General features: G+C 41.8%; 25 protein-coding genes and 1 pseudogene. 9 read left to right on the plus strand and 17 right to left on the minus strand.

Translation table 11 applies throughout. The features are described from left to right. Window positions 1-109 precede the first annotated feature (109 nt). From argS to speE, 4 genes are all read right to left on the minus strand, one after another. The gene (argS, locus tag ACOT8F_RS09300; protein WP_421651439.1) at window positions 110-1,780 is read right to left on the minus strand and encodes an arginine--tRNA ligase; all 1,671 of its coding nucleotides are present in this window, start codon (window positions 1,778-1,780) and stop codon (window positions 110-112) included. After that, on the minus strand, window positions 1,777-2,205 hold the full coding sequence (locus ACOT8F_RS09305) for a YwiB family protein (RefSeq protein ID WP_421651440.1): 429 nt from the start codon (window positions 2,203-2,205) through the stop codon (window positions 1,777-1,779). The genes argS and ACOT8F_RS09305 overlap by 4 nt, the downstream gene beginning before the upstream one ends. 143 nt (window positions 2,206-2,348) lie before the next feature. Then, a complete protein-coding gene (speB, locus tag ACOT8F_RS09310; protein WP_421651441.1) occupies window positions 2,349-3,227 on the minus strand; it encodes an agmatinase in 879 nt (292 codons plus the stop codon). Between the two features lie 41 nt (window positions 3,228-3,268). Continuing rightward, on the minus strand, window positions 3,269-4,099 hold the full coding sequence (gene speE, locus ACOT8F_RS09315; protein WP_421651442.1) for a spermidine synthase: 831 nt from the start codon (window positions 4,097-4,099) through the stop codon (window positions 3,269-3,271). A 288-nt stretch (window positions 4,100-4,387) separates the two neighbouring features. On the opposite strand from speE, the gene ACOT8F_RS09320 reads away from it, so the two are divergent. After that, complete coding sequence (locus ACOT8F_RS09320; RefSeq protein ID WP_421651443.1) at window positions 4,388-6,451, plus strand: transglycosylase domain-containing protein; 2,064 nt, start codon at window positions 4,388-4,390, stop codon at window positions 6,449-6,451. Between the two features lie 146 nt (window positions 6,452-6,597). On the opposite strand, the gene ACOT8F_RS09325 is transcribed toward ACOT8F_RS09320, so the two are convergent. The 3 genes from ACOT8F_RS09325 to ACOT8F_RS09335 all read right to left on the minus strand — a co-directional run bounded on the left by ACOT8F_RS09325 (window position 6,598) and on the right by ACOT8F_RS09335 (window position 8,040). Next, window positions 6,598-6,729, minus strand: coding sequence for a hypothetical protein (locus ACOT8F_RS09325; RefSeq protein ID WP_421651445.1), 132 nt, complete (start codon window positions 6,727-6,729; stop codon window positions 6,598-6,600). A gap of 99 nt (window positions 6,730-6,828) precedes the next feature. Next, a complete protein-coding gene (locus ACOT8F_RS09330; protein WP_421651446.1) occupies window positions 6,829-7,347 on the minus strand; it encodes a YwhD family protein in 519 nt (172 codons plus the stop codon). Window positions 7,348-7,359: 12 nt separating this feature from the next. Then, complete coding sequence (locus tag ACOT8F_RS09335; protein ID WP_421651448.1) at window positions 7,360-8,040, minus strand: site-2 protease family protein; 681 nt, start codon at window positions 8,038-8,040, stop codon at window positions 7,360-7,362. A gap of 123 nt (window positions 8,041-8,163) precedes the next feature. On the opposite strand from ACOT8F_RS09335, the gene thmT reads away from it, so the two are divergent. From thmT to ACOT8F_RS09350, 3 genes are all read left to right on the plus strand, one after another. Then, on the plus strand, window positions 8,164-8,349 hold the full coding sequence (gene thmT / locus ACOT8F_RS09340) for a 2-hydroxymuconate tautomerase (protein WP_421651449.1): 186 nt from the start codon (window positions 8,164-8,166) through the stop codon (window positions 8,347-8,349). A gap of 228 nt (window positions 8,350-8,577) precedes the next feature. Further along, window positions 8,578-8,910 carry an arylamine N-acetyltransferase gene (locus ACOT8F_RS09345; protein ID WP_421651450.1) on the plus strand — a complete coding sequence of 111 codons (333 nt, stop codon included), beginning with the start codon at window positions 8,578-8,580 and terminating at the stop codon, window positions 8,908-8,910. Continuing rightward, the gene (locus ACOT8F_RS09350) at window positions 8,877-9,356 is read left to right on the plus strand and encodes an arylamine N-acetyltransferase (RefSeq protein ID WP_421651452.1); all 480 of its coding nucleotides are present in this window, start codon (window positions 8,877-8,879) and stop codon (window positions 9,354-9,356) included. Before ACOT8F_RS09345 ends, ACOT8F_RS09350 begins: the two co-directional genes overlap by 34 nt. Before the next feature lie 29 nt (window positions 9,357-9,385). Here ACOT8F_RS09350 and ACOT8F_RS09355 read toward each other — a convergent pair whose 3' ends face one another. After that, complete coding sequence (locus ACOT8F_RS09355; protein WP_421651454.1) at window positions 9,386-9,892, minus strand: YwgA family protein; 507 nt, start codon at window positions 9,890-9,892, stop codon at window positions 9,386-9,388. Window positions 9,893-9,924: 32 nt separating this feature from the next. After that, window positions 9,925-11,232, minus strand: a complete 1,308-nt coding sequence (locus ACOT8F_RS09360) for an HD domain-containing protein (protein WP_421651455.1) — start codon at window positions 11,230-11,232, stop codon at window positions 9,925-9,927. A 598-nt stretch (window positions 11,233-11,830) separates the two neighbouring features. Here ACOT8F_RS09360 and ACOT8F_RS09365 point away from each other — a divergent pair. Then, window positions 11,831-12,544 (plus strand): RsfA family transcriptional regulator, encoded by a 714-nt coding sequence (locus tag ACOT8F_RS09365; protein WP_421651456.1) that lies wholly within the window; start codon window positions 11,831-11,833, stop codon window positions 12,542-12,544. A gap of 807 nt (window positions 12,545-13,351) precedes the next feature. Here ACOT8F_RS09365 and lipL read toward each other — a convergent pair. The 4 genes from lipL to pta all read right to left on the minus strand — a co-directional run bounded on the left by lipL (window position 13,352) and on the right by pta (window position 17,286). Continuing rightward, the gene (gene lipL / locus ACOT8F_RS09370) at window positions 13,352-14,215 is read right to left on the minus strand and encodes an octanoyl-[GcvH]:protein N-octanoyltransferase (protein ID WP_421651458.1); all 864 of its coding nucleotides are present in this window, start codon (window positions 14,213-14,215) and stop codon (window positions 13,352-13,354) included. 130 nt (window positions 14,216-14,345) lie between these two features. Continuing rightward, entirely contained in the window at window positions 14,346-15,821 is a 1,476-nt protein-coding gene (locus ACOT8F_RS09375) for an NAD(P)H-binding protein (RefSeq protein WP_421651459.1), read from the minus strand. Window positions 15,822-15,907: 86 nt separating this feature from the next. After that, window positions 15,908-16,102 (minus strand): hypothetical protein, encoded by a 195-nt coding sequence (locus tag ACOT8F_RS09380; protein WP_421651461.1) that lies wholly within the window; start codon window positions 16,100-16,102, stop codon window positions 15,908-15,910. Window positions 16,103-16,308: 206 nt separating this feature from the next. After that, on the minus strand, window positions 16,309-17,286 hold the full coding sequence (gene pta / locus ACOT8F_RS09385; protein ID WP_421651462.1) for a phosphate acetyltransferase: 978 nt from the start codon (window positions 17,284-17,286) through the stop codon (window positions 16,309-16,311). Window positions 17,287-17,590: 304 nt separating this feature from the next. Between pta and hemQ the strand changes: the two genes are divergently transcribed. The 3 genes and pseudogenes from hemQ (at window position 17,591) to gerQ (ending at window position 19,785) form a co-directional block, all read left to right on the plus strand. After that, window positions 17,591-18,352: a hydrogen peroxide-dependent heme synthase gene (hemQ, locus tag ACOT8F_RS09390; RefSeq protein ID WP_421651464.1), complete on the plus strand. Its 762-nt coding sequence runs from the start codon at window positions 17,591-17,593 to the stop codon at window positions 18,350-18,352. Between the two features lie 440 nt (window positions 18,353-18,792). Further along, window positions 18,793-19,214: pseudogene (locus tag ACOT8F_RS09395) on the plus strand (cell wall hydrolase). Between the two features lie 52 nt (window positions 19,215-19,266). Next, a complete protein-coding gene (gerQ, locus tag ACOT8F_RS09400) occupies window positions 19,267-19,785 on the plus strand; it encodes a spore coat protein GerQ (RefSeq protein ID WP_421651466.1) in 519 nt (172 codons plus the stop codon). Between the two features lie 49 nt (window positions 19,786-19,834). On the opposite strand, the gene ACOT8F_RS09405 is transcribed toward gerQ, so the two are convergent. The 4 genes from ACOT8F_RS09405 to ACOT8F_RS09420 form a co-directional block, all read right to left on the minus strand. Then, window positions 19,835-20,206: a DUF423 domain-containing protein gene (locus tag ACOT8F_RS09405; RefSeq protein ID WP_421651468.1), complete on the minus strand. Its 372-nt coding sequence runs from the start codon at window positions 20,204-20,206 to the stop codon at window positions 19,835-19,837. A 71-nt stretch (window positions 20,207-20,277) separates the two neighbouring features. Further along, window positions 20,278-21,582 (minus strand): purine/pyrimidine permease, encoded by a 1,305-nt coding sequence (locus ACOT8F_RS09410; RefSeq protein ID WP_421651469.1) that lies wholly within the window; start codon window positions 21,580-21,582, stop codon window positions 20,278-20,280. Between the two features lie 317 nt (window positions 21,583-21,899). Continuing rightward, the gene (locus ACOT8F_RS09415) at window positions 21,900-22,208 is read right to left on the minus strand and encodes a YwdI family protein (protein WP_421651470.1); all 309 of its coding nucleotides are present in this window, start codon (window positions 22,206-22,208) and stop codon (window positions 21,900-21,902) included. Window positions 22,209-22,641: 433 nt separating this feature from the next. Further along, the gene (locus ACOT8F_RS09420) at window positions 22,642-23,028 is read right to left on the minus strand and encodes a KGG domain-containing protein (RefSeq protein WP_421651471.1); all 387 of its coding nucleotides are present in this window, start codon (window positions 23,026-23,028) and stop codon (window positions 22,642-22,644) included. A 263-nt stretch (window positions 23,029-23,291) separates the two neighbouring features. Here ACOT8F_RS09420 and ACOT8F_RS09425 point away from each other — a divergent pair, with 263 nt between their 5' ends. Then, a complete protein-coding gene (locus ACOT8F_RS09425) occupies window positions 23,292-23,639 on the plus strand; it encodes a YflT domain-containing protein (protein WP_421651472.1) in 348 nt (115 codons plus the stop codon). Window positions 23,640-23,803: the final 164 nt, after the last annotated feature.

A 23,803-nucleotide genomic window follows, 5' to 3' on the forward strand; every position in this document is an offset into this window, starting at 1 on the left:
CAGTTTGATATTAAATGAAATAGCTCGAAACGCCACGGATTAAGAAAAAAAGAGACTCTCAGGCATGTGCCATGCACTTACCCGAGCGAGTCCCTTTCAGCTTTCCTTATTACATTTTCTCCGGTGCCGATACACCGATCAATTGCAGCGCATTTTTCAATGTTATTTGAGTTGCCTTCATTAGGGCAAGGCGCGCACGGCTTTTTTCTGCATTTTCCGGATCAAGGACTTTTTCCGCATTGTAGAAGCTGTGCAATGTGGAAGAAAGATCATAAATATAGTTGGTGATCCGGTGCGGAATTCGCTTACTTGCTGCTTCTGCAACAGCCTGAGGGAATTCACCAACAACTTTTAACAGCTCAATTTCTTTTTCAGATAATTCGTGGCTGAAAGAAATATTATTTTCGTAAGCAATTGCTTTTTCTTCCCCTTGGCGCAGCATGCTGCAAATACGGGCGTGGGCATATTGGGCGTAGAAAACCGGGTTTTCATTAGACTGGGATACAGCAAGGTCCATATCAAAGTCCATATGAGTATCAGCACTTCTCATTGCAAAGAAGTACCGTACAGCATCCTGGCCAACTTCTTCCATCAATTCGCGAAGGGTTACCGCTTTACCTGTCCGTTTGCTCATTTTCATTTTTTCGCCGTTTTTATAAAGATGAACAAGCTGAATAATTTCAACTTCAAGTGTGTCTTTTTCATATCCAAGTGCTTGTATCGCTGCTTTCATTCGCGGAATGTAGCCATGATGATCGGCACCCCAAACATTAATCAGCTTCGTGAAGCCCCGGTCAAGCTTATCCTTATGATAAGCAATATCTGGCGTCAAGTATGTGTAAGAGCCATCGTTTTTGATCAATACACGGTCTTTGTCATCACCGAACTCTGTTGAACGGAACCATGTGGCACCTTCCTCTTCATAAATATGGCCTTTCTCACGAAGGGCTTGAAGAGCTTGGTCAATCTTTCCATTTTCATATAATGAAGTTTCAGAGTACCATACATCAAAAGGAACGCGGAATTCTTCCAGGTCCTTTTTCAGCTTATCCATTTCAAATTTCAATCCGTATTCACGGAAAAAAGCACGGCGATCTTCTTCTGTTTCATTGGCAAAACGGTCTCCAAAGTCTTCAGCAAGCTTTTGTCCGATCTCAATGATGTCTTTGCCGTGATAGGCATCCTCCGGCATTTCTACATCCTTGCCAAGAGCCTGAAGGTAGCGCGTTTCAACAGAAATCGTCAGGTTATTGATCTGATTTCCTGCATCATTGACATAATATTCTCTGGAAACGTCATAGCCTGCTTTTGACAAAATGCTGCAGAGGGAATCCCCCACAGCTGCGCCGCGGGCATGGCCAAGATGAAGCGTACCGGTCGGATTTGCCGAAACATATTCCACCTGTACTCGTTCACCGTTTCCGATGCTTATCTCACCATAGCTTTCCCCTGCCGTAAGAACTGCAGGGACGAGGTCTGTCAGATAGTCATTTTTCATGTAAAAATTGATAAATCCAGGACCGGCAATTTCAATTTTCTCAATGGAAGCCTTTCCTTTATCAAAATTCTCCACGATTTCTTCCGCTATGGAACGCGGCGCTTTTTTCGCTACTCGCGCCAGCTGCATAGCCATATTGGCGGAATAATCGCCATGAGCTTTTTCCTTTGGTGTTTCAAGAATGACGTCCGGAATCTGGGATTCTTCTGCCAGTCCTGCTTTCAGTACTGCCGATTTCACTTCTTCTTTCAACCGTTCTTTCATATTGTCGACAATATTCATCCTTTGACCTCCTTAAATGTTATAAACAGCTTATGTAAATGAGTCTGATTTTCTCCAATATTGAGCTCATATTCGACGTTTAATGTTCCGCTTTTTCCTTCACCGCGAGTGAACTTCAACTCTCTTGTAAAAGTAGAAAGCTGCATGCTTCCAAACTGGGTTTCATAATTGGTCAGCGTTTCCTTGTTTTCAATAAACCTTTGCCTCATAGAGACAGCACCTGACCTGATCACGACGGCTTCATTTTTTTTCACCTTCACAATGGTGCGGATCGTTCCGTATTCCTGCTCTTCACTATAGGTGAGGTAGGGAACTGAACCTTTTTTATAAAACTCCCCAACCGTTTGGATCTCAATATTTTCGGCTTCCTGGCCTTCACGAATCTCGGATTTTATGTGTATGCTGACAGGTGTCCGTTCCGTCATAATAAGACACATCCTTTTCACACTACTCCACTATAACTTCAATAGTATAAAGATCTTTTCATAAAAGTTCAATAGGAAGCAGAGTCGGCTGATTGTAAATAACAGGAAAAAGACTCCGGAATTAGTCCGGAGTCTTTGGTTTCTTATCTTTTTTGTACCCAGCCTAAAATCATTTCGCGAAGCAGCTTGCTTGCTGTATTGGCTGTTTGTTCAGATGGATCATAAATTGGAGCCACTTCTACTATGTCAGCACCTACCACACGCACATTTGAACGGGCAATTTCATGGATGGAGGCAAGCAGCTCTTTTGACGTAATTCCTCCTGCATCAACTGTGCCTGTACCAGGGGCATGTGCGGGATCAAGTACATCAATATCAATGGTTACATATACAGGACGGCCAGAAAGACCAGGAAGGATTTCTTTAAGCGGTTCAAGCACTTCAAATTTCGAAATGTGCATGCCCTCTTTTTTCGCCCACTCAAATTCTTCTTTCATGCCTGAACGGATACCGAACGAATAAACATTTTGCGGTCCAATCAGATTGGCAATTTTCCGGATCGGTGTTGAGTGAGAAAGCGATTCCCCCTCATACTGTTCCCGGAGATCCGTATGGGCATCCATATGAATAATCGCAAGATCCGGGTATTTTTTATATACAGCCTTCATGACAGGCCATGCAACAAGATGTTCTCCGCCCATTCCAAGAGGAAATTTATCCTGTGCCAGAAGTTTATCGACATAGTTTTCAATCATATCCAGGCTTCGCTGGGCATTGCCGAACGGAAGCGGAATATCGCCGGCATCAAAGTATTTTACTTCTTCTAGCTCCCGGTCCAAATACGGGCTGTATTCTTCAAGACCGATGGATGCTTCCCTGATTCTTGTCGGGCCGAATCTTGAGCCAGGACGGTAGCTGACTGTCCAATCCATCGGCATTCCGTAAAGTACAGCTTCTGCTTCCATAAAAGAAGGATGGCTTTTAATAAAAACGTTGCCGGAGTAGGCTTCGTCAAAACGCATATTTGTTTCCTCCTGTATGTGAAATCATTTGAGATTCTTTATTACTTCGTCAAATCAGCAACGAATTTCGGCAGAGCAAAGGCCGCTCTGTGAATTTCTTTTGTGTAGTATTTCGTATCAATCTCATGAAAACGGTCTTCCGCTACTTCAAGAGGATCATGCTTTTTAGAGCCAAGAGTAAATGTCCAAAGACCGCTTGGATATGTCGGGATATTCGCAACATAAAGCTTCGTAATCGGGAAAATTTCTTTTACGTCACGCTGAACATTGCGGATCAAGTCTGGTGTAAACCATGGATTGTCAGATTGAGCAACAAAAATGCCGTCTTCTTTTAATGCTCTTGAAATTCCAGCGTAAAACCCTTTAGAGAAAAGATTAACAGCAGGTCCAACTGGTTCTGTCGAATCAACCATAATCACGTCATATTCGTTTTCACTTTCTGCGATATGCATGAAGCCGTCTCCCACTTTAACATCAACGCGAGGATCCTCCAGTTTCCCTGCAATTTCAGGTAAATATTTCTTAGAGTACTCGATTACTTTTCCATCAATGTCAACAAGCGTTGCTTTCTTTACGCTTGGATGCTTCAGAACTTCACGGATGACACCGCCATCTCCGCCGCCAACTACAAGAACATTCTCAGGATTTGGATGTGTAAACAATGGAACGTGAGCTACCATTTCGTGATAAACGAACTCATCCTTTTGAGAGGTCATCACCATTCCATCAAGGAAAAGCATATTTCCGAATTCTTCTGTTTCCACCATTTCAAGCAATTGAAAATCTGTTTGCTCCGTATGTAAAGTTTGTTTAATTTTCATTGTAATTCCAAAATTTTTCGTTTGTTTTTCTGTATACCAAAGTTCAGACATGTGAACCATCCTTTCATTTAAAAGATTGTAAGTTTTTTATTAGAGCACGTGCTGCCTCATTCCAGTAGTATGGTTCCCTAATCGGGAGCAAGCAAACGCGAAATTTGTAATCCAAACCTCAGAAAAAGTATAGAGGAATCCGTCAAAAATGCAAGAGAAATTTCCAGACTCAGTTTCCTTATGCAAATTCAACAAAGTACAAGGTTTAAAAGCTGCTTAAAAATTGCATACTGATAAGAAAAACGGAAGCAAAAATCCGAATGCCTGGAAGAAAGAGGTGTTCCTTTCGTGAACTTATTAAATCCAGCGATTCGCCTGACAATTAAAACGCTGAGAGCAGCATTTTTTCTCAGTCTTATTCTTTTTCTCTTTCTATCTACTGCCATTTTCACTGTCTATTTGACTGCTAAAATACAAGGTGCTCCTTCTTTAAACGTACCACAATCAACAATTCTATATGCGGAGGATGGCTCAAAAATGGGAGAGACGCACCACGGCCAGAAACGGTACTGGGTTAAATTGCAGTCCATATCCCCATTCTCCAAGGAAGCGGCTCTCTCAATTGAAGACAGGCATTTCTATCAGCACCATGGCTTTGATTTAAAAAGGATTGCTGGAGCTGCATTTGCCGATTTGAAATCCATGTCAAAGGTGCAGGGAGCAAGCACTATTACCCAGCAATATGCCCGGAATCTTTTTTTAAAGCACGATAAAACTTGGAAACGAAAGCTCGATGAAGCTTTTTATACGTTCCGGCTAGAAGCAAACTACAGTAAAGACCAGATTTTAGAAGGCTATTTGAATACGATTTATTTCGGCCATGGAGCATACGGAATTGAAGCAGCCGCAAACTATTATTTTGGAAAAAAAGCGAAGGATCTCACTTTGGCGGAAGCAAGCCTGCTTGCAGGAATACCTAAAGGTCCCAATCAATATTCGCCATTTGTAAATTTTAAAAAAGCGAAGGATCGCCAAAAAACCGTGCTTGATGCTATGGCTGATCAAGGCTTTATCACAACAGAACAGGCTATCCGTTCAAGTAAAGAAAAACTTGTTTTCAGAAAGCCGCAAGAATCTGTATCTGAGCAGAAAAGTGCTCCTTATTTTTATGATACAGCCATTCAGGAAGCACGGAACCTTTTGCATTTAACAAAGGATGAATTTGAAACTAGCGGTCTCCGCATTTTCACAACACTTGATCATGCTCTTCAGCGTATAGCTGAAAAAAAGGTAAAAGGAATGATTAAGGCTTCCTCCGCCTTGCAGACGGGTATGATGGCAATGGATCCGCAAACAGGTGAAGTAAAAGCTTTAGTTGGCGGCAGAGACTACGAAAAGAGCCCTTTCAACAGGGCTACTCAGGCGAAACGCCAGCCGGGATCTACAATGAAGCCGCTTCTCTACTATTCAGCGATCACACACGGATTTACACCTTCAACAATGATGAAAAGCGAGCTTACGGACTTTCAATATGATGATGGGAAATCCACCTATGAACCGGGAAACTATAATGACTACTATGCAGACGCACCTATAACACTCGCTGAGGCCATTGCCGTATCAGACAACATCTATGCAGTTAAAACCCATCTGTTTCTCGGAATGGATGCTCTTATTTCAACAGCAAGAAAAACAGGGATAACAAGCCCCCTTTCCCGTGTTCCATCACTTGCTCTTGGAACATCGCCAGTCCGGTTATCAGAAATGGTCAATGCCTACGGCACTCTAGCAAATGGCGGCAAGCAAATTAAACCAGTGTATATTACGAAAATTGAAGATTCCCGCGGCCAGGTTTTATATGAAGAAAAGCCATCCGGCAAAAAAGTGCTGGATTCAGCAGCAGCCTTTGTTACAACTGAATTAATGACAGGGATGTTTGATAAAAAGCTGAACGGATATACTTCCGTAACCGGGAACAGCATCGCAGACAAGCTGACTCATGCCTATGCAGGAAAATCAGGTTCTACAGCAACCGACAGCTGGATGATTGGCTTTACCCCAAGCCTTGTCACAGGTGTCTGGACAGGATATGACAAAGGACAAAAGATGGAGGCGGCCGATGAAAAAGGGATCGCCAAAGCCATCTGGGCATCTTTTATGGAAGAAGCCCTCCGGAAGGTCCCTGCTGAAATGTTTCAGCCTCCGCAAGGCGTGACAGGTGTTTATGTTGATCCAAAAAGCGGCAAGCTTTCTTCTGCAGATTGTCCGGTTAAACGCTATGTTTACTATCTGACAGGAACACAGCCGACGGAATACTGCACGGCGGCACCAGGAAAAGCAGAAGTGCCAAAACCGGCAAAACAGCAGGATGAGAAAAAGAAAAGCTGGTGGCGGAAGCTGTTTCATTGGTGATGGAAATGGGCTGTAAGGACGATTGGATAGATTATCGAGGTTTTTGGATAGATTTCCGGGAGTTTTGGATAGATTGTAAAGGTTTTTGGATAGATTATCAGGAGTTTTGGATAGATTATCAGGGGTTCGGATAAATTTTTGGCTTATTAGGAAAGGAGACCGGCAGCTGCTGGTCTTTTTTCGGTGGTTTTGTGTTCTTTGTAAGGGGTCTCCTCATTTACCGGCAGGTCCCGTTCGTTTATCGCCGCTTCCCTTTCTTTTATCAGCGGGCTAACCATATTTAGCGACCCCTTTATTTATCACCACGACTGGGTCACAAAGCGCCTTTAACCCTACACAAAAAGGCTGCCTCTTCCTTAAAGGCAGCCTTCGTGTATTTAATTATTGCTTACAGCAAGACCCTGTTTTAATTCATCTGAAGAACGCTCCCACATGCCTTCATTATGTTTTTTCAAGAAGCCGGTTAAAATCTCTTTTGAGCGCTCATCCATGTGATCCACTATGATGTGGCGCTTGATAGATTTATCCATGCGGTTTACATGCTCCGGAAGTGACTTGTAGCCTCTTCTTGCCTCCCGGTTCACTGTCATTTCACAAGCAGTGACCCCCGCATAGTATGGTCCGTCTTCTTTGCGGTCAATAGTTACCCATACAAGCCAGTAAGGCTTTCCTGGCGGAACATCGTCTTTATTGGGCAGAAACTTAATCCCTTTTTCAACTGCGCTTCTGGCATGCATTGCTCCAATATCGATAAATGCTTCGCCTTCATCTATATCCACAAAAACCGGGGAGACATTATCAAGGCTTAGAGCGCCTCCTCCAAAGCCGCCGTGCCCGTCTGTCGGGTCACTTTTAATAATGTTAAATCCAATGCTTTTTTTCTTTTTTTCTTCCATGAAAAGACCCTCCTACCAAATAAGCGGCTGTAAAATAAATTGAAATACCGCGAAAATGAGATTACTTCCAAATTCAAAAAATGGCTGGATTGTATGGCGATTTAAAGGCGTTATGGCGATGATCAGAAACAAAATGACACCGTAATGCTCATATTGCGACATCTTGGCCCGTACAGAATTCGGTACAAGATCCTCAATAATTCTATAGCCATCCAGCGGCGGAAAAGGCAGAAGATTAAAGAGAAACAGCATAATATTAAGCGAAATAAGAATGTTAAAAAACTGCTTTAGGGCATCTCCCACATTAACAGGTATATTGTTCATCATACCAGTTGACAGCAGGATAAACCAAATAGCAGTGCCTACAAATGCGATAGCAAGATTGCTCAAAGGGCCTGCTGCTGAAACAATCACCCCTGCGAGACGTGGTTTTTTAAAAAAGTAGCGGTTTACCGGAACAGGGCGTGCCCAGCCGAAGCCGGCAATCAAAATTAACAAGGTTCCAAATGGATCGAGATGCGCAAGCGGAGACAGCGTCAGCCTTCCTTGATTTTTCGCAGTCGGATCGCCAAATTTGTAAGCTGTATAAGCATGGGCAAACTCATGCAGGGTAAAAGCAATCATTAATGTAATGATTACAAATGGGATTTGCTGGAGGGGATAAGCCAAAAATTGAATATTGTCCACTGACATTCTCCTTTTATCGTTAAGCTCTTGCCTTACTTACTGAAATGACTAGATGTTAAACACTGCATCTTTTCACTCAATCCAGTATACTATATTTGCAGGTAAATCAACCACATGGGAGCGATAACATTGCCATATGTAACAGTAAAGATGCTTGAAGGGCGCACAGACGATCAAAAAAGAGCGCTTGTCGAAAAAGTCACAGCAGCGGTTTCTGAAACAACAGGTGCTCCTGAAGGCAACGTAACCGTTTTTATTGAAGAAATGCCAAAAAGCCATTATGCAGTTGGCGGAAAACGCCTAAGCGATAAGTAAACTGATTGAGGAAGCCGCATTTCGCGGCTTTTTTTAGGCTCTTTTCTAAAACTTTGTTATTTTTTCATCGAAAATTAAAGAATTTTAACCAAAAATACAACTTCTAATTTTAAGAAAAGATGCCACGAAACTAATCTTTATAAGTGTTATAAGACCATCCGAATAGCAACAATCTTTGCGAAAACAGCCTTTTTTATAACCTAATTCAAAGTAAGGATGCCGATAGTAATGGATGTTAAAAAGCTTCTGCTTCAAAGAATTGGTCTGTCTCCTAATGTGCCAATTTCTTTAGATAATCTTCCTGCAATCCTTGAAGCCTATGCGTTTCATGTGCCATTTGAAAATATAGATGTAATCGATGATGAGAGAATGTCTCTCTCCAGGGAAAGCCTTGCTGATAAGATCCTTATTCGAAAAAGAGGCGGGTTATGTTATGAAATGAACCCGCTTATGTACTGGTTTTTGCGGGAAGCAGGCATTGACGCCATACTAGTAAAAGCGACGGTCTACAATAATGAGGCAAACACTTGGGCGCAGCATCATACCCATCCACCATTTTGATCAAGGATGAAAAAGGCGAAAAATTTTTAGCTGATGCCGGTTTCGGCGCTAGAGTTCCGATGAAGCTCATTCCTTTTTCAGGAGAAGAGGTTCATTCAAGTGCAGGTGCCTATCGGATCAGGCAGCATCAGACAGAGGAAGGCAACCATCTTCTTGAGATGAAAAGCAATAACGGCGAGTGGGTTCCAGGCTATGCTTTTACCCCTGCAGAAGAGATCCTTGCTCCTTCTGAGCTTGAGACTATACAACAAGTAATTCACGAGCATGAAATGTCCCTTTTTAATAAAACGATGCTTGCAGCTTTGAGGACACCTGAAGGCAAAATGGTTCTTACACCTGATTCTTTTCTCAAGGAAACAGATGGTGTGATTGAGAAAAGGCCGCTAGATAGCGGACAGTCTTCCTCTTTGCTAAAAGAGCATTTTGGATTAATTATAAAAAGGTAAGCCTTAGGGGTTTACCTTTATTAATCCATCTACTGAACGGTTCTTTTTCTAAGATCTTCAATATATTGATAAGCAGCATCTACTTCATCTTCTGTATAGCGCTGCTTGCTTTTCAATGTAAATACTTTTTCTTTCACTTCATCCCGTTCGAGGTCTTCAAAGAACAATACAGTTGAGACAAGCTCAAGGAATCTGGCAGGCTGGGCGTTCATGTCTGTCATGCATGGCTCAAGCAACGGCATATCCAGCTCATAGTGGCCAAGAAATTGTTCACCGGACTCAGTTAATGAATAACGGTACTGATAATAACCGCCTTTTTTCTCCCGTACTTCATTTAAAAATCCAAGGTTGCACAGTTCTTCTACTTTTAGTGTCAATTCCTCTGAATAGGGTCCAAAAAAGTGAAAATCATATTTTTCATAGAATGGAAAATTGATTTTCTTAGCGATATAGATCATTTTCTGCAGCTTTTTCCGGCCGACAATTTCTCCTGATACCAGAAACGCCTGCATTACCTTTGCGTGTTCTTTCAGCACTTCCCCTTCATCTCCTATCTCTTTATCCTTCTCTATTTTGCTAGTTTAAGCAGCTCCAAAATCTTCTTTTTCACATTGCGTTTTAACGTAAAGTCTTCTATTAAGTCCATAGGAAAATACAGCTTATGATCTGTGCGCCGTTTTCCTGAAATCGCATCTACAATCTCTGATTCCCTAGACAGCTCCCGAATATCCCCATTTGATCTTATTAAATGAATCGGCAGCCTTTCTTCCTCTTCACCAGGACGGTAAAAATCATAAGGAAGGTCTGAGGATGAATCGACAACCAGGTAGTATTCAGGGTCAATGCCTGCTTTTTTGAAAAGAACTGTCAGCTCCATCAATTTCATCATCTCTTCATTCGTAGGATTGAACTCTATGTACTGAAACAGATTCCGGTTAATAAATCTTTTGCATAAATCACTTAAAATGGCATCCTGCTCTTCCTGCCAGGCCTGAAAATAAAACATAATAATAGATTCATCCAGTTTCAGATAGTCTTGAAGGGGCATTTCCCCATTGAAAATGGAATAAAAGTGAATGGGTTCAAGAATAAATTTATATTTATCCCGATAGAGCTGCATGGCCCGGTGCAATATTTTGGTTAAAATGACTTCTGCACTTCTTGTAACGGGATGAAAATAAACCTGCCAATACATTTGATATCGGCTCATAATATAATCTTCTACAGCATGCATACCGCTTTGTTTTATAACAACCTGATCCTCGCGCGGACGCATGACGCGAAGAATTCTCTCCATATCAAAATGGCCGTAGCTGACCCCTGTATAATAGGCATCTCTCTGCAAGTAGTCCATCCGATCAGCATCAATCTGACTCGAAATGAGACTGACCACCTGTTTGTTGGCATAGGTTTTCGCAATAACCTCTGCCACTTTTTTGGGAAAATCCTCTCCCATTACTCTTAAAACACGATTAACCTCTGTATCTCCCAAAATAATTGCGCGTGTATAGTCTTCATGGTCGAGGTGAAATACTTTTTCGAAGGAATGGGAAAACGGTCCATGACCTAAATCATGCAGAAGAGCCGCACACAGACTGACCATCCGTTCGCTGTCGTCCCATTCAGGACGCCCTTTAAACACATCGTCTACTATTCTTCTCACAATTTCATAGACGCCCATGGAATGTGTGAACCGGCTATGCTCAGCCCCATGGAATGTCAAATAGGTCGTTCCAAGCTGCTTGATCCTTCTCAGGCGCTGAAATTCAGCCGTACCTATTAAATCCCAAATCAGCTTGTCGCGGACATGAATGTACCGGTGTACCGGATCTTTAAACACCTTTTCTTCAGACAATTTCCCATTTGGATACGTCATCGCTTACCCTCTTCCGTTTCTGCATATTGTTATTATATCGGTTTTGCTTCGACAATTATACCCATAATTTTACAAAATTTTCATATGGATTGGCTGCTCTTCAACTCTTAAAAGGAGAAGCTTTTAAAGAAGTGATTGGTAGTAGGAACACGGACTTCCTTTGCAATTTTGCCTAATGAAACCAATCCTATTTCTTCAGATTAATAAAAAATTCTTAATAAAAAATCACCATGCAGGGACCAGCAATGGCGACTAATACTTCTTTTCAGGCAGCACTCCGTTTATTAAAGGAGCGTACTGCATCTCTCTTACTACTTCTATATAAATGGCTTGTATCCTTTTTCAAGCGGAGTAATAATTGGCGTTTTGCGCACAATTTTTGAGACACTATTTGGTATTTTACATTTCTTGAATCATCTATGCAAGCACGGTAAGCGCTCCCTTTTTAATTTGTTTTTTTCGGAAAAATTGCTGTTTTATAGAATGGGAGCATGAAAAAATTTTTTCTATTATCCTTTCAGGAGAATGGTATAGAAACCATGGAATCTGGTCATGATGATAACAACCCAAATTTATATTTTATTAGGGAGTTGAGAAGATGAAACAGAGACAAGATGCATGGTCTGAAGAAAATGATTTAATGCTCGCTGAAACGGTCCTGAGACATGTTCGCGAGGGCAGCACTCAGCTGAATGCTTTTGAAGAGGTGGGAGACAGGCTGAACCGGACATCTGCCGCATGCGGCTTCCGCTGGAATGCAGTTGTGCGCCATCAATATGAAAAAGCGCTTCAGCTTGCAAAGAAACAGCGCAAGCAAAAAATGAGAGCATCCGGAAAAGGCCAGCCGGCCAAGAAAAAATTATTATACAGTCCTGAAGAAGCAGCTGCTCCAATGATGCTGAGACTGGAAGAAGAGGAAGCTTCAGAAGTTGTACAAGTTTCAGAAGTTGCTTTACCGAAAGCTGTCACACCTTCCTATGAAGTCTATTCTGCTGATGAGTCAGAACTTACTATGGAGAAAGTCATTACCTTCCTTCGAAACTATGATTCCAATTCTGATTATGTTGCAATCCTAAAGCAGGAAAACGAGCGTCTGAAACGGGAAAATTTTGAACTGGCTTCCCTGAATGAAGATCTGCAGGCCAGAGTGTCGAAAATGGAAGAAAACACTCATACCATTCAAGAAGACTATGAAACACTGATGAAAATAATGAACAGAGCGAGAAAACTGACTTTATTCGAAGAAGAGGAGCGTCCTGCATCCAAGTTCAAAATGGACCGGAACGGAAACCTCGAAAAGCTTGCTGAGTAAACACTGGTTTATCCTATTGGTTTCCCTCCCCTTTAAATAGATGTTTTTTTGTCCCCCTGATTTTTGGGGGATTTTTTTATTTGGGTCTTTTATTGACAGAACCCATAAACTTCGGAATCCTGCGCATAAACATGGAATTTTTTCATTAAACAAAGGCACTCCTTCTTTAATTTTTGGATATAATCTGCTAGTTACAGAGCTTTATGCTCTTTAATACTTGAACAATATCTGCTCGTGAATTTCGGTATCCGCTCTTAAATCATCATATCTGTTCTTAAATCCTCATAGCCGCTCTTAAATCTCCATAGCCGCTCTTAAATCTCCATTTCTGCTCTTAAATCTCCATTTCCGCTCTTAAATTTCCATAGCCGCTCTTAAATCTCCATAGCCGCTCTTAAATCTCCATAGCCGCTCTTAAATCTCCATAGCCGCTCTTAAATCTCCATAGCCGCTCTTAAATCTCCATAGCCGCTCTTAAATCTCCATAGCCGCTCACAAACCCCTTTATCCCGCTCACCAAGTCCCCCTTAAATCCACTCACAGACCCCACTATCAAGAGCCAATGAACCCCAATACCGATTATTCCCACTAAACCCTAAATCACCACAAACAACGCCTCATCTCCCATCCAACCAAATCAATTTCCATCTCTCATCCCCCTTAAAAATCCCAATCCAATATAGCAGAAGGGTGTTTCGCAAAGCATGAAGATCATCTTCACAGCATTTCCCCTTATGATTCGCAGTTGTATTCTTGTATAGAATTCATTTATATCGATGAAAAAACTACAAAGTAAAAAAGCCCTGTTTAAATAACAGGACCAGTTGGGTCATCCATTTTGAGTTTCTTGTTTCTGTCCATCATCCTCAGCAGGTTTTTTTCGTAGAGTATCTGTTCGCCGACTGATAAGGAGGAAGGAAAGATTCGGTCACTCAGTTCTTTTAAGTTGGTCAAGAGCTTTAGCATCATATCACTGACTGTGAGCTCTGTGTTCAGAAGTTCTGAGAGGGAAGCCATGGTTTCAGGTTTGATCGCTGGGTATTTATAGCGGGTTTCTTCCCCTTTTAAGCTTCTAGAGTAGAACTCTTTAATCAGTTCAGCTCTTTCTTCTCCGCTTCCGCCTACGCAGAGGTAGATTTGAACAGCAACTCCATTTCGGACACGCCTTTGAGAAATGCCTGCAAATTTTTTCCCGCGGATGCTTAAATCATAGCTTCCAGGACAGTAGGAACCTTGGATTTCCCTTGCTTCAATTTCTTCGCCGTATTCTGAAAGCATTTTTTTGACCAGGTCCCACATGGCATCGTAGCCGCGGTTAATGTCGATTCCTTTTTCAGCATCAGGGAAAATCAGCGAGATATTCAGGACATTTTCATCCAGGACAACAGCCAGACCACCTGAATTTCGGATAATGACCCTGTAGCCGTTATCCTTTAAAAATTGCACTCCTTCTTCACAATGCGGGAGCCGTTCGTCCTGTATCCCGAGCACGATGGTTTTGTGATGAACCCATGCTCTTGCTGTTGCAGGGGACATGCCGCTGCCGACTGCTTCACAGAGTGTGTCATCGTAGGCAAAGGACTGTTCTGCTTCAAAAATCGGGCCAAGGCTTGATTGATCTATAATACGCCATTTGGGCTGTTTTAAAAGTTTTATCGATAATTCTTCCATCCTAATGTTCCTTTCTTACATTACAGTTCATTCAACCAGCCTATTATAGCATATCCCAATGCCTTTTCATTTTCCTTTCAATGCCTTAAAAAAGAAGACACCTCCGCTGCTGAAGGTGCCGCATATCCTTCTATAAGCTTCCTTGCTCTACTTCCCGCTTCACAGGATTATTTTGCTGATACTTTTCTGTTTTTTTCATTAAACCCAGCAGATGTTTTTTGAAAAGATACATAACGACTAAATGGATTTTGGCCTGTGAGAATTTATAAATGAACCAAGGCAGAGACGGCTTGTATTCGTGAATGGCAATGATGCATTCCTGGGTACCCGGGATTTGCCTGAATTCAATTCTGCCGTTGCTTTTATCTTCAGATTTGACAAATGCTCCTCCAGTAATATGATAGACCACTCTTACAGGAGTGCTTCTATCTTTTGCAAAGGTCAGTTCCAGAAGCGGTGTTTTCCATAATAGTGCTGAAACCTTGGCGTTTTTCTTTTCATCCATTTTTGATTTCAGCAAGGGCTTCATGATCTTTCCGAGCCATTCCATATAGTATTCACCAGCCCAGCTGGCATCTTTTCCTTCCGGAAGTAATATACGCTGAACGGAACGCACATCGGCAATCTGCTTTGTTTTTGAAGGTGCGCTTTTTGATTTTGTTTGTTCTTTTTCCTTTTGTTCCGCTTCCAGAGATGATTTAGCTGCCTCTTCAAAAGTTGTTTTCCCCTGGCTGATTCCCTCAACCATGTTCTCTTTCTGCGCAACCATTGGATGGATCAGGCTTTCAATAAGGGGATATACGATTTCTTTAGGCGATCCAGTAATCAGGCTAACCCAAAGCCTGGATAGTGTAACCGTTAAAAGCGGAACATCAACCGTATATGTGTTTTTCCCCATGACTTGAGCTGTTTTAATCATCATTTCTTTATAGGTCATAACCTTAGGGCCGCCGACATCGATGGAACGCCCTGCGAGATCTTTGTTACCGATGCTCTTATTCAAAGCGCTTAGTACATCAGTCAGAGCGATAGGATGTGTTTCTGTTCTGGTCCATTTAGGAAGAACCATAACCGGAAGCCTGCCTGCAAGCTTTGAAAGGATGGGGAAGGAAGATCCCTTCGGCCCTACGATCAGACCTGCCCTTATGGTTGTAACTGGGACTCCGTATGCTCCCAGTACTTTTTCTACTTCCAGCCGGCTTTTCAAATGCCTTGATAGCTTGTCGGTATTTTGAGGAATAATCCCGCTCATATAAACAATTTGCTTAATTCCTTGCTTTTTGGCAGCTCTTGCAAAATTGTCAGCTAAAATAAGATCCATATCTTCAAATTTGGCCTGAGTCAGTTTGGCAGAAGGCATCATGGAATGCACCAGGTAAACGGCACAATCCGCTCCTTCCAGGCCTTTCTCTGCGGACCCAAGCGAAAACATGTCGCACGAACGCCATTTTACATGGGAGCTGCTTTCCTTTTTATCTCCATTTCTTGATAAAGCAATCACGTCGGCGTAGTCAGTCAGTTTTTGCAGTAAATGATTTCCTATATAGCCGCTCGCTCCTGTAAGAGCAACGATTGGACGACTGGATTTTTCAAATTGTTCCTCCATGCCTGCATCCGCCCTTCTTTTTTAAGGATAATAACCTATACCCTTGATCAATTCAGAAAAAAACGAAAGGAGAGTTTGAAAGATTATTATTTCTTTTTCCGTTCCTCACTTAATTTATAGGCTACCCTCAAATAAAGAAAAGCTGCCAGAAAAATACAAATAACAATCAAAAACCACGGCTCTTTGGCCCAATGAAAAAATCCAGCCAGTATCGTAAATAGGATCATGACGGCGCCAAGTGCGATTCCGGCCATCCAGAGCTTGCTCTTTCCTTGTTTCATTTTAACGCCTCCTTATGTATAGGCTGTTTTTGCAAGGGTCATTTCTTAAACTTTGTTGCTCATCACCCTATTTTTAGTTCAACAAACCATCGATTAGGCATAGTTGTATTCTTGTTTGGAATTCATCTATTTCGAAAAAACACAAAGTTCAAGAAAAGAGCCTATGTAAAAGTGGAGCCAGCATTTAGGCTGACCCCATGAAGATATTATTCAGATACTGTTTGTGCTGCAGTAATCAGTGCGAGCTTGTAAACATCTTCTTCGTTACAGCCGCGTGATAAGTCGTTAACAGGCATGTTTAGACCTTGCAGAACCGGCCCTACTGCTTCGAAATTTCCAAGGCGCTGGGCAATTTTGTAGCCAATGTCTCCTGCTTCAAGGCTTGGGAAAACGAAGACATTGGCATTTCCTTTAATTTCAGAATCCGGCGCTTTTTTTGCCGCTACTGATGGAACAAATGCTGCATCAAATTGGAATTCACCGTCTACTGTAAGCATTGAATCAAGTTCTTTTGTGATGCGGACCGCTTCAGAAACCTTTTCTGTTTCAGGAGATTTGGCTGATCCTTTTGTAGAAAAGCTCAATAGAGCAACGCGGGGATCAATGTCAAACATCCTCGCTGTTTTTGCACTTTCAATTGCAATTTCAGCAAGATCCTGGCTGTCTGGTGCAATATTGATGGCACAATCAGCAAAAACGTATTTTTCGTCTTCGCGAACCATAATAAATACGCCAGAAGTTCTCTTCACGCCTTGCTTTGTTTTAATAATCTGCAACGCCGGGCGGACAGTGTCTGCTGTAGAATGAGCGGCACCGCTTACAAGACCGTGTGCTTGTCCTGTATAAACAAGCATTGTTCCGAAATAGTTTTCATCAAACAGAATCTTTCTCGCTTGTTCGTCTGTCGCTTTGCCGTTACGTCGTTCAACGAATTTTTGAACCATTTCTTCAAAGCCAGTGAAATTAGACGGATCAACGATTTCAACGTTCTCCATACTTAAAGCCAATTCATTTGCTTTTTCGGTTACTTCTTTTTCATTTCCTATTACTAGCGGCTGAATGTCTCCTTCTGCAGCAAGACGGCTGACAGCAGCCAATATACGCTCATCTTTTCCTTCCGGGAATACAATCCTTATTCCTTTGCCGGAAACACTTTCTTTAATCGATGCAAATAAATCAGACATTTATTTTAACCTCCTTGAATGCTTCAGCAATTACTCTTTTCAGGATACTCTACTTGCAGATAAAAACAAATAAACGCTTGAAAATACAAAGCTTACAGCCAAAATTCTTTTTATTAAAAATTGACAGTCAATTTCTAAGTTCCCGTTAACTCATTCCATTAATCGCTATGATCCTTTTCTGTTCGATTTTTGGACAAGAATACAACGGCCCAACTGTGTTATAGTATGGGTGGAAAGGCTCTTCTCGCAGTGAAAAGCAGCCCGGTATCGGTTTAACTATATATAGTCATAGGAGTGAAAATAGATGAACGAACAGCAAAAAACAAATGAAGCAGCGCAAACTCTCGAAGGCTGGTACAGCCTGCACGATTTCCGTGTAATGGACTGGGCTGCCTGGAAGCTTGTCCCAAGTGAAGACAGACGGGCTGCGATCCATGAATTTATGAGATTGCTTGAAAAATGGAATGTTACCGAGGAAGCAGGTATAGGAAGTCATGCCCTGTATAGTATTGTTGGCCAGAAAGCTGATTTCATGCTGATGATTCTCCGTCCGACAATGGAGGAACTAAACCAAATTGAAAGTGAATTCAATAAATCAAGACTTGCTGAGTTCACCATTCCTTCCTATTCCTATGTTTCAGTTGTAGAGCTAAGCAACTACCTGGGCGGAGAAGGCGATCCTTATGAGAACCCACAGGTTCGTGCAAGACTTTACCCTGCTCTGCCAAAAGCAAATCATGTTTGTTTCTATCCGATGGACAAGCGCCGCCAGGGCAATGACAACTGGTACATGCTTCCTATGGATGAACGCAAAAGCCTCATGAGAAGCCACGGTATGATCGGCAGAAAATATGCCGGTCTTGTAAAGCAAATTATTACAGGCTCTGTCGGCTTTGATGACTATGAATGGGGTGTTACTCTATTTGCGGACGATGTGCTCCAATTTAAGAAGCTTGTCTATGAAATGAGATTTGATGAAGTAAGCGCACGCTACGGAGAATTCGGATCCTTCTACGTCGGCAACATCCTTTCACCTGAAAAGGTTGAAGCGTTTCTTTACGTATAATAAGACTTCCAAAGATTTTTGTGAGCAAGCGCCCCTCTGCACCTGAGGGGGCTTTTTTTATGGCTCTTTTCTTAAACCTTGTTGTTTTCCCATCTCTTTTTCATGAATATATACCTGCAAGTTAGACGGGAATTTTAAGAAAAGATGCCACGAGGCTAATCTTCATGCGTTTTCATATCCATACGAATAACAACAATCTTTGCGAAAACAGCCTTTTATAATATCAGGATTTATATCATTTCTTCACTCAGTTTGCGCACTGAATCTAGCTCCAGGCGCCATCGGCTCAAGTTCACAAGCCAAAGCTTTCTTGTGCTTTTCCTTTAGGCTATCGCCTTGCGCTTTTTTAATTGTCATAAGCTTTTTAAAAATTTCATACCTATGAATGAGAAATGAAACTTTATCTGCAGCTGTTTCGGCGAAAAAAGGCGGGTGAAAAGATGACGGTTATCTCCTATAATGACGCTGAATTGAAGCGCCTTGCCAGACTCATGCGTTCGGAAGCAGAGGGTGAAGGGACATAAGGCATGCTGCTTGTTGGGAATGCCGGTGTAAACCGAGTGGGGGCCCAATGCCTTGATTTTAAAGATATATCCTCTTTGAAGAAAATGATTTATCAAAAGCCTGGGGGCTTTGAAGCGACTCAGCGAGGTTACTTTTTTCAGCGGGCGCGCCAGAAAGAGATCAACCTTGCCCAGAAGGTGATAAACGGTCAGCGGTTTACCCCTGACCGGTATTCTCTCTGGTTTTTCAAGCCGCCTGGCGACTGTCCGTCTGAGTGGTATAGCCAGCCCAACGCCGGACGCTTAAATCTCATTGTTTCTTTTTCCCAAATCAGCAAGATTGTCCTTCTGTTTATTAAAGGTTTTACTGAATTCTTAAAGGCATGAACATGAGGAGGTTGACTAAAGCTTATGTACAATCAATATGGCAATCCCGATTACAATTCATATGGTTACGATTATCAGAGATACGGAATGAGCATGTTCCCATATGCTCAGCAAGGTCAAGGGCAGCAGCAGGGCCAAGGACAGCAGCAAGGCCAAGGACAGCAGCAAGGACAGGGACAGCAGCAAGGACAGGGACAGCAGCAAGGACAGGGACAGCAGCAAGGACAGGGGCAGCAAGGCGGAGGACAAACACAATCTGTGCCTGGAATGCTTCCTCTTGAAGAGTCCTATGTAGAAAACATTTTACGGTTAAATAGAGGAAAAACAGCTACTGTTTACATGACATTTGAAAATAACCGGGAATGGAATGCTAAGGTGTTTCAAGGGGAAATAGAAGCGGCAGGAAGGGATCACATTATCCTAAGCGAGTCTACGACAGGAACACGCTACTTGCTGCTGACGGTTTATTTGGATTATATAACGTTTGAAGGTCCAATTTCTTACGAATATCCTTATCGAATGTCTTCATCCCCTTCAAGATGAACAAATAAAAGGATTGATTCCAGCGATGGAATCAATCCTTTTTTTAGGTCTATAAAAACTTAATGGCTGATACAATAATCAGAACCCATGCTGCAAGGAATGCCAGCCCTCCGAGAGGGGTAATGGCTCCAAGAACACTAACTTGGGAGAGGCTTAAAACATATAAGCTTCCTGAGAATAAAATAATTCCTGCAAACATCAGCCAGCCAGCCCAATTCAATGTTCCTGCTTGAGGCAATTTGCTCATCAGCAGGGCAATAACGAAAAGACCCGCAGCGTGGAACATTTGATACTGCACACCTGTCTGCCAAATTTTTAAGTACTTCTCCGATATCTTTCCTTCCAGACCATGCGCTCCGAAGGCTCCTAGAGCAACAGCCAGAAAAGCATTAATCGCAGCAATGATAATAAACGTTTTCACTTAAGGACATCTCCTGTTCTAAAGGAATTTCTCTCTTCTATATTACCTAAATGAAAGAGGTATTCCAATCTTCATCCATTTGAACGTTTTGTGACACGCATAGTGATTTGGTCAACGGCAATCGCAAGCAGTGTTCCGAGAATCAGGCCGTTATTCAAAACAGAAATCATCACTGGAGGAAATCCTTTAAACGCTTCTGCTGGCACATTCATAGAACCAATCCCTGCTAAAAGAGCGATGCCCGCAATGTACCTGACCCGCTTTTGGTCAGATTCCTGGTCAAATTGAGATAAGGCCATGCCTGCCATTCCTGCGAAGACGACAAATTGAACAGCAAAACCGACTGGGGCTGGCAATGCTGCGAAAAGATGCAGAATGACAGGAATCAAACTCATTAATATAATAATTCCGTTTCCTATGATAAAAGGCTTTCTCGCTCCATTTCCAGTTGTTGCAATAAATCCTCCAGCGCCTGAAATCGGCACAGGACCAACTGCTCCTAATAATCCGCTTAAAAGATGGCTGATTCCCGCTCCGAACCCAGCCATTTTCCCTCTTTTCATCAGGTCGTCCTTCCCGAGTGTGCCCGGGTTGGTTAGTTTAACGGCTTCTTCCGCGACCCGAATACTCGCCAGCATGTTCGCAACGAGCAATATGGAAATAAAGAAACCCGTTACAAGAAGGCCTGAATCAAATTTCGGAATGCCAATCGGGAAAAAATGCGGCAGTGCAAAAATCTGCTCTGCAGGCTGAACCGGTTTTGCTGCTCCAAAAATAGCGAATAATACCCATCCAGCCATGAGCCCGATTAAAATCGAATATTGTTTGATTGCCTTCACTTTGTGATTGCTTAAGTAAAAAGTAAACAGGGTCACGGCAAATGAAAGAATCAGGACTAATGCATCCACGCCATTTTGCCTGTACCCCACTCCAAGCATTCCTTTAATAATCGAACCGCCTATTTGAAAGACCAACAATAGAAGGTAAATTCCTGTAACAGCAGGGGTAAAGAGCCTGGCAAGCTTTTCTATAAGACCAAGGGCTGCAAAAAGAATAAAAAACACACCGCTTACCATAATGGCACCCTGTATAGCATTAATCGTTTCAATATAGGATGCAAATAACGTACTGCTAAGTCCCGCGTAAATGGAGTAAACTCCCCACCACAGTCCTGCTGGTCCTTCATTAATCGGCAGTTTATGTCCCGCTAAAACCTGGATCAGCCCGGCAATGCCTAACACAAGCAGGGTACTTTGCAAAAGTGAGGCTGTCTGACTTGCATCAAGGTGATATAACTGTGATATGGCAATAGGTACGACGATTGATGAAGCAATGATGAAAAACACCCATTGTATTGCTGATAAAAACGTTCTCATTGTTTCTCCTCCGGATTTCTACACTGATGTAATGATTTTTAGGCTCTTTTCTTAAACTTTGTTGTTTTTTCATCCATTTAAGTGTTTATAGAGCAAGGATGCACTTGCGAATTTTAAGAAAAGATGCCACGAAGCTAATCTTTATGCGTGTTTTAAGACTATACGAATAGCAACAATCTTTGCGAAAACAGCCTTTCTCAAACTTTTCCGGACGAAAAATAATCAAATATTCTTTTTACCTAAACAAGAAAAAGCCGTTTATACCGGCTTTTGCCAAACGCAAGACGCTTTCGAAACTGATCTTAAGGATTGCTCACCTAAAAATCGAAAATAGAATCTCCGTTTCCGTCCGTATCTTTTTTGCCTTTTTCTTCTGGAACACTTTTTGTTTGACCCATCATTTTTTGCAGCTCCCAGCTGCTTATGCTTTCTTGTTTAGGTTCTATAGAAGGAAATGGTCCTCCTAAAGGTAAATTCGGCTGCTTCTGATTCTGATCAAGAACCACATCGCATAAAGATTGGATAATCAGCATATGGTCTCTTACTGCTTTTCCGTCTGCAGCAGATTTTGCTTTTTGAAGCTCCTCTTCCATCTTTCTTAAAAGAGCTTGCAGCGGGATATCCATCGTCAAGCCTCCTCTTTTGGCACAATTGTTATCTATTTCTATTTTATCAGAAATGATTTGTTCTCTAAAAGTTCCTCAAGCTACCATCATACAGGAATTCACTGCGTAAAGTCTTTCTTTTTCTGATGAGAATTTTCACTTTTTTTGAAGGCTCTTTTCTTAAACTTTGTTGTTTTTTATGCAATTTAGTGAATATATAGCATAAATACACCTGCATATTTTAAGAAAAGATGCCACGAAGCTAATCTTTATACGTGTTTTAAGACAATACGATTAGCAACAATCTTTGCGAAAACAGCCTTTTTGAAAAACCGCTCGTCCTGTGAAAACCTTAAAAAAGCCCCTGCCTATTAAATGCAGGAGCTTTTAGTTGCTATTTTCTCTTTCTATTGATTAAATTAATTGTGTGTGTGAGGTGGAACGTTCTTCTGGTTTAGTTATTGCTGCTGGAGTTCTTTCCGCCTTTTTTTCCGATTTCCTGATAGAATTCTTTGCCGTGTTCTTTTGAAGTAGCTTTTCCGCCTTTTTCTCCAATATCCTGGTAGAAATCTTTGTCATGTTCTTTAGCTGTTGTTTCTCCGCCTTTTTGGCCGATTTCCTGATAAAATTCTTTACCATGTTCTCTTGAAGTAGCATTTCCGCCTTTTTCTCCGATATCCTGATAAAAATCTTTGTCATGTTCTCTTGCTGTCGTTTCTCCGCCTTTTTGGCCTATCTCCTGATAGAAGTCCTTGCCATGCTCTCTTGACGTTTTTTCTCCGCCCTTGCGTCCTGCTTCTTCTCTGCTCATTTTGTGATCATCATTATTGCGGTTTGCCATTTCTAATTCCTCCTTTTTTTATCGTGTCATTCATGTTATACCACCTCTAATTCTGAATAAACTTCTTTCTGAACATCAATAAAAATTAGGAAAATAGGTGTTTTCTGATAGCTGCTTTTAAGCCAAAAAGACTGCAGGTTCTTCTAAATTCTACAAATAAGCACAAAGACTCCTGTCATTATTAACCATGCTTTTAAAGGTTTTAAACCTCTCCCAAAAGGCTAATAGATTAGTGGATAACAAATACCAAGGAGGTCATTTAAATGAAACCATTTATTAGAGAGTATGATAATGATTTAAAAGTAAAAAATGATGTTATGGAACTAAAAGGCCAGGGTGTTATGCCAAAGGATATATATGTGCTTTCTCATGATGATGAGCGCACAAACCGTGTAGCAGACAATGCAGGTGCTAATACGATTGGATTGAATGAAATAGGGCTTGGAGAGGCTGTCGGCAATCTTTTCAGCAAAAAGGGCGATGAGCTTCGCAGCAAATTGACTGAAGTAGGCTTTTCAGACTTGGAAGCAGCAGCTTATGAGGAAAAAATGGATCAGGGAAAAATTCTTCTGATTGTGACAGACCATGAACGTGTCAGCGCATGGAAATAAGCAGCATACGAAAGGACGCCTTCATATGAAGGCGTCCTCAGTTTGTAGACAAAAGGCATTCGGATGTCTCTATCCGTATGCCTTTTTGTTCATTTTTAAGTAATTTAATGCTTTACAGACCTCTTCCTTGGATACTTTTATGCCATTTTTCCAGATTCCCAAGT

This window comes from Chryseobacillus diguaensis (assembly GCF_049220665.1).
Classification (GTDB): Bacteria; Bacillota; Bacilli; order Bacillales; family Bacillaceae; genus Metabacillus_B.

Coding starts and splice junctions, on each gene's coding strand:
- gerQ (WP_421651466.1), top strand. CDS start 19,267: ATGTACAATCAATATGGCAATCCCGATTACAATTCATATGGTTACGAT.
- ACOT8F_RS09335 (WP_421651448.1), bottom strand. CDS start 8,040: ATGTCAGTGGACAATATTCAATTTTTGGCTTATCCCCTCCAGCAAATC.
- pta (WP_421651462.1), bottom strand. CDS start 17,286: ATGTCTGATTTATTTGCATCGATTAAAGAAAGTGTTTCCGGCAAAGGA.
- ACOT8F_RS09360 (WP_421651455.1), bottom strand. CDS start 11,232: ATGACGTATCCAAATGGGAAATTGTCTGAAGAAAAGGTGTTTAAAGAT.
- ACOT8F_RS09305 (WP_421651440.1), bottom strand. CDS start 2,205: ATGACGGAACGGACACCTGTCAGCATACACATAAAATCCGAGATTCGT.
- ACOT8F_RS09410 (WP_421651469.1), bottom strand. CDS start 21,582: ATGAGAACGTTTTTATCAGCAATACAATGGGTGTTTTTCATCATTGCT.
- ACOT8F_RS09345 (WP_421651450.1), top strand. CDS start 8,578: ATGGATGTTAAAAAGCTTCTGCTTCAAAGAATTGGTCTGTCTCCTAAT.
- ACOT8F_RS09375 (WP_421651459.1), bottom strand. CDS start 15,821: ATGGAGGAACAATTTGAAAAATCCAGTCGTCCAATCGTTGCTCTTACA.
- lipL (WP_421651458.1), bottom strand. CDS start 14,215: ATGGAAGAATTATCGATAAAACTTTTAAAACAGCCCAAATGGCGTATT.
- argS (WP_421651439.1), bottom strand. CDS start 1,780: ATGAATATTGTCGACAATATGAAAGAACGGTTGAAAGAAGAAGTGAAA.
- speB (WP_421651441.1), bottom strand. CDS start 3,227: ATGCGTTTTGACGAAGCCTACTCCGGCAACGTTTTTATTAAAAGCCAT.
- ACOT8F_RS09365 (WP_421651456.1), top strand. CDS start 11,831: ATGAAACAGAGACAAGATGCATGGTCTGAAGAAAATGATTTAATGCTC.
- ACOT8F_RS09420 (WP_421651471.1), bottom strand. CDS start 23,028: ATGGCAAACCGCAATAATGATGATCACAAAATGAGCAGAGAAGAAGCA.
- ACOT8F_RS09415 (WP_421651470.1), bottom strand. CDS start 22,208: ATGGATATCCCGCTGCAAGCTCTTTTAAGAAAGATGGAAGAGGAGCTT.
- hemQ (WP_421651464.1), top strand. CDS start 17,591: ATGAACGAACAGCAAAAAACAAATGAAGCAGCGCAAACTCTCGAAGGC.
- speE (WP_421651442.1), bottom strand. CDS start 4,099: ATGTCTGAACTTTGGTATACAGAAAAACAAACGAAAAATTTTGGAATT.
- ACOT8F_RS09380 (WP_421651461.1), bottom strand. CDS start 16,102: ATGAAACAAGGAAAGAGCAAGCTCTGGATGGCCGGAATCGCACTTGGC.
- ACOT8F_RS09330 (WP_421651446.1), bottom strand. CDS start 7,347: ATGGAAGAAAAAAAGAAAAAAAGCATTGGATTTAACATTATTAAAAGT.
- ACOT8F_RS09325 (WP_421651445.1), bottom strand. CDS start 6,729: ATGGTTAGCCCGCTGATAAAAGAAAGGGAAGCGGCGATAAACGAACGG.
- ACOT8F_RS09425 (WP_421651472.1), top strand. CDS start 23,292: ATGAAACCATTTATTAGAGAGTATGATAATGATTTAAAAGTAAAAAAT.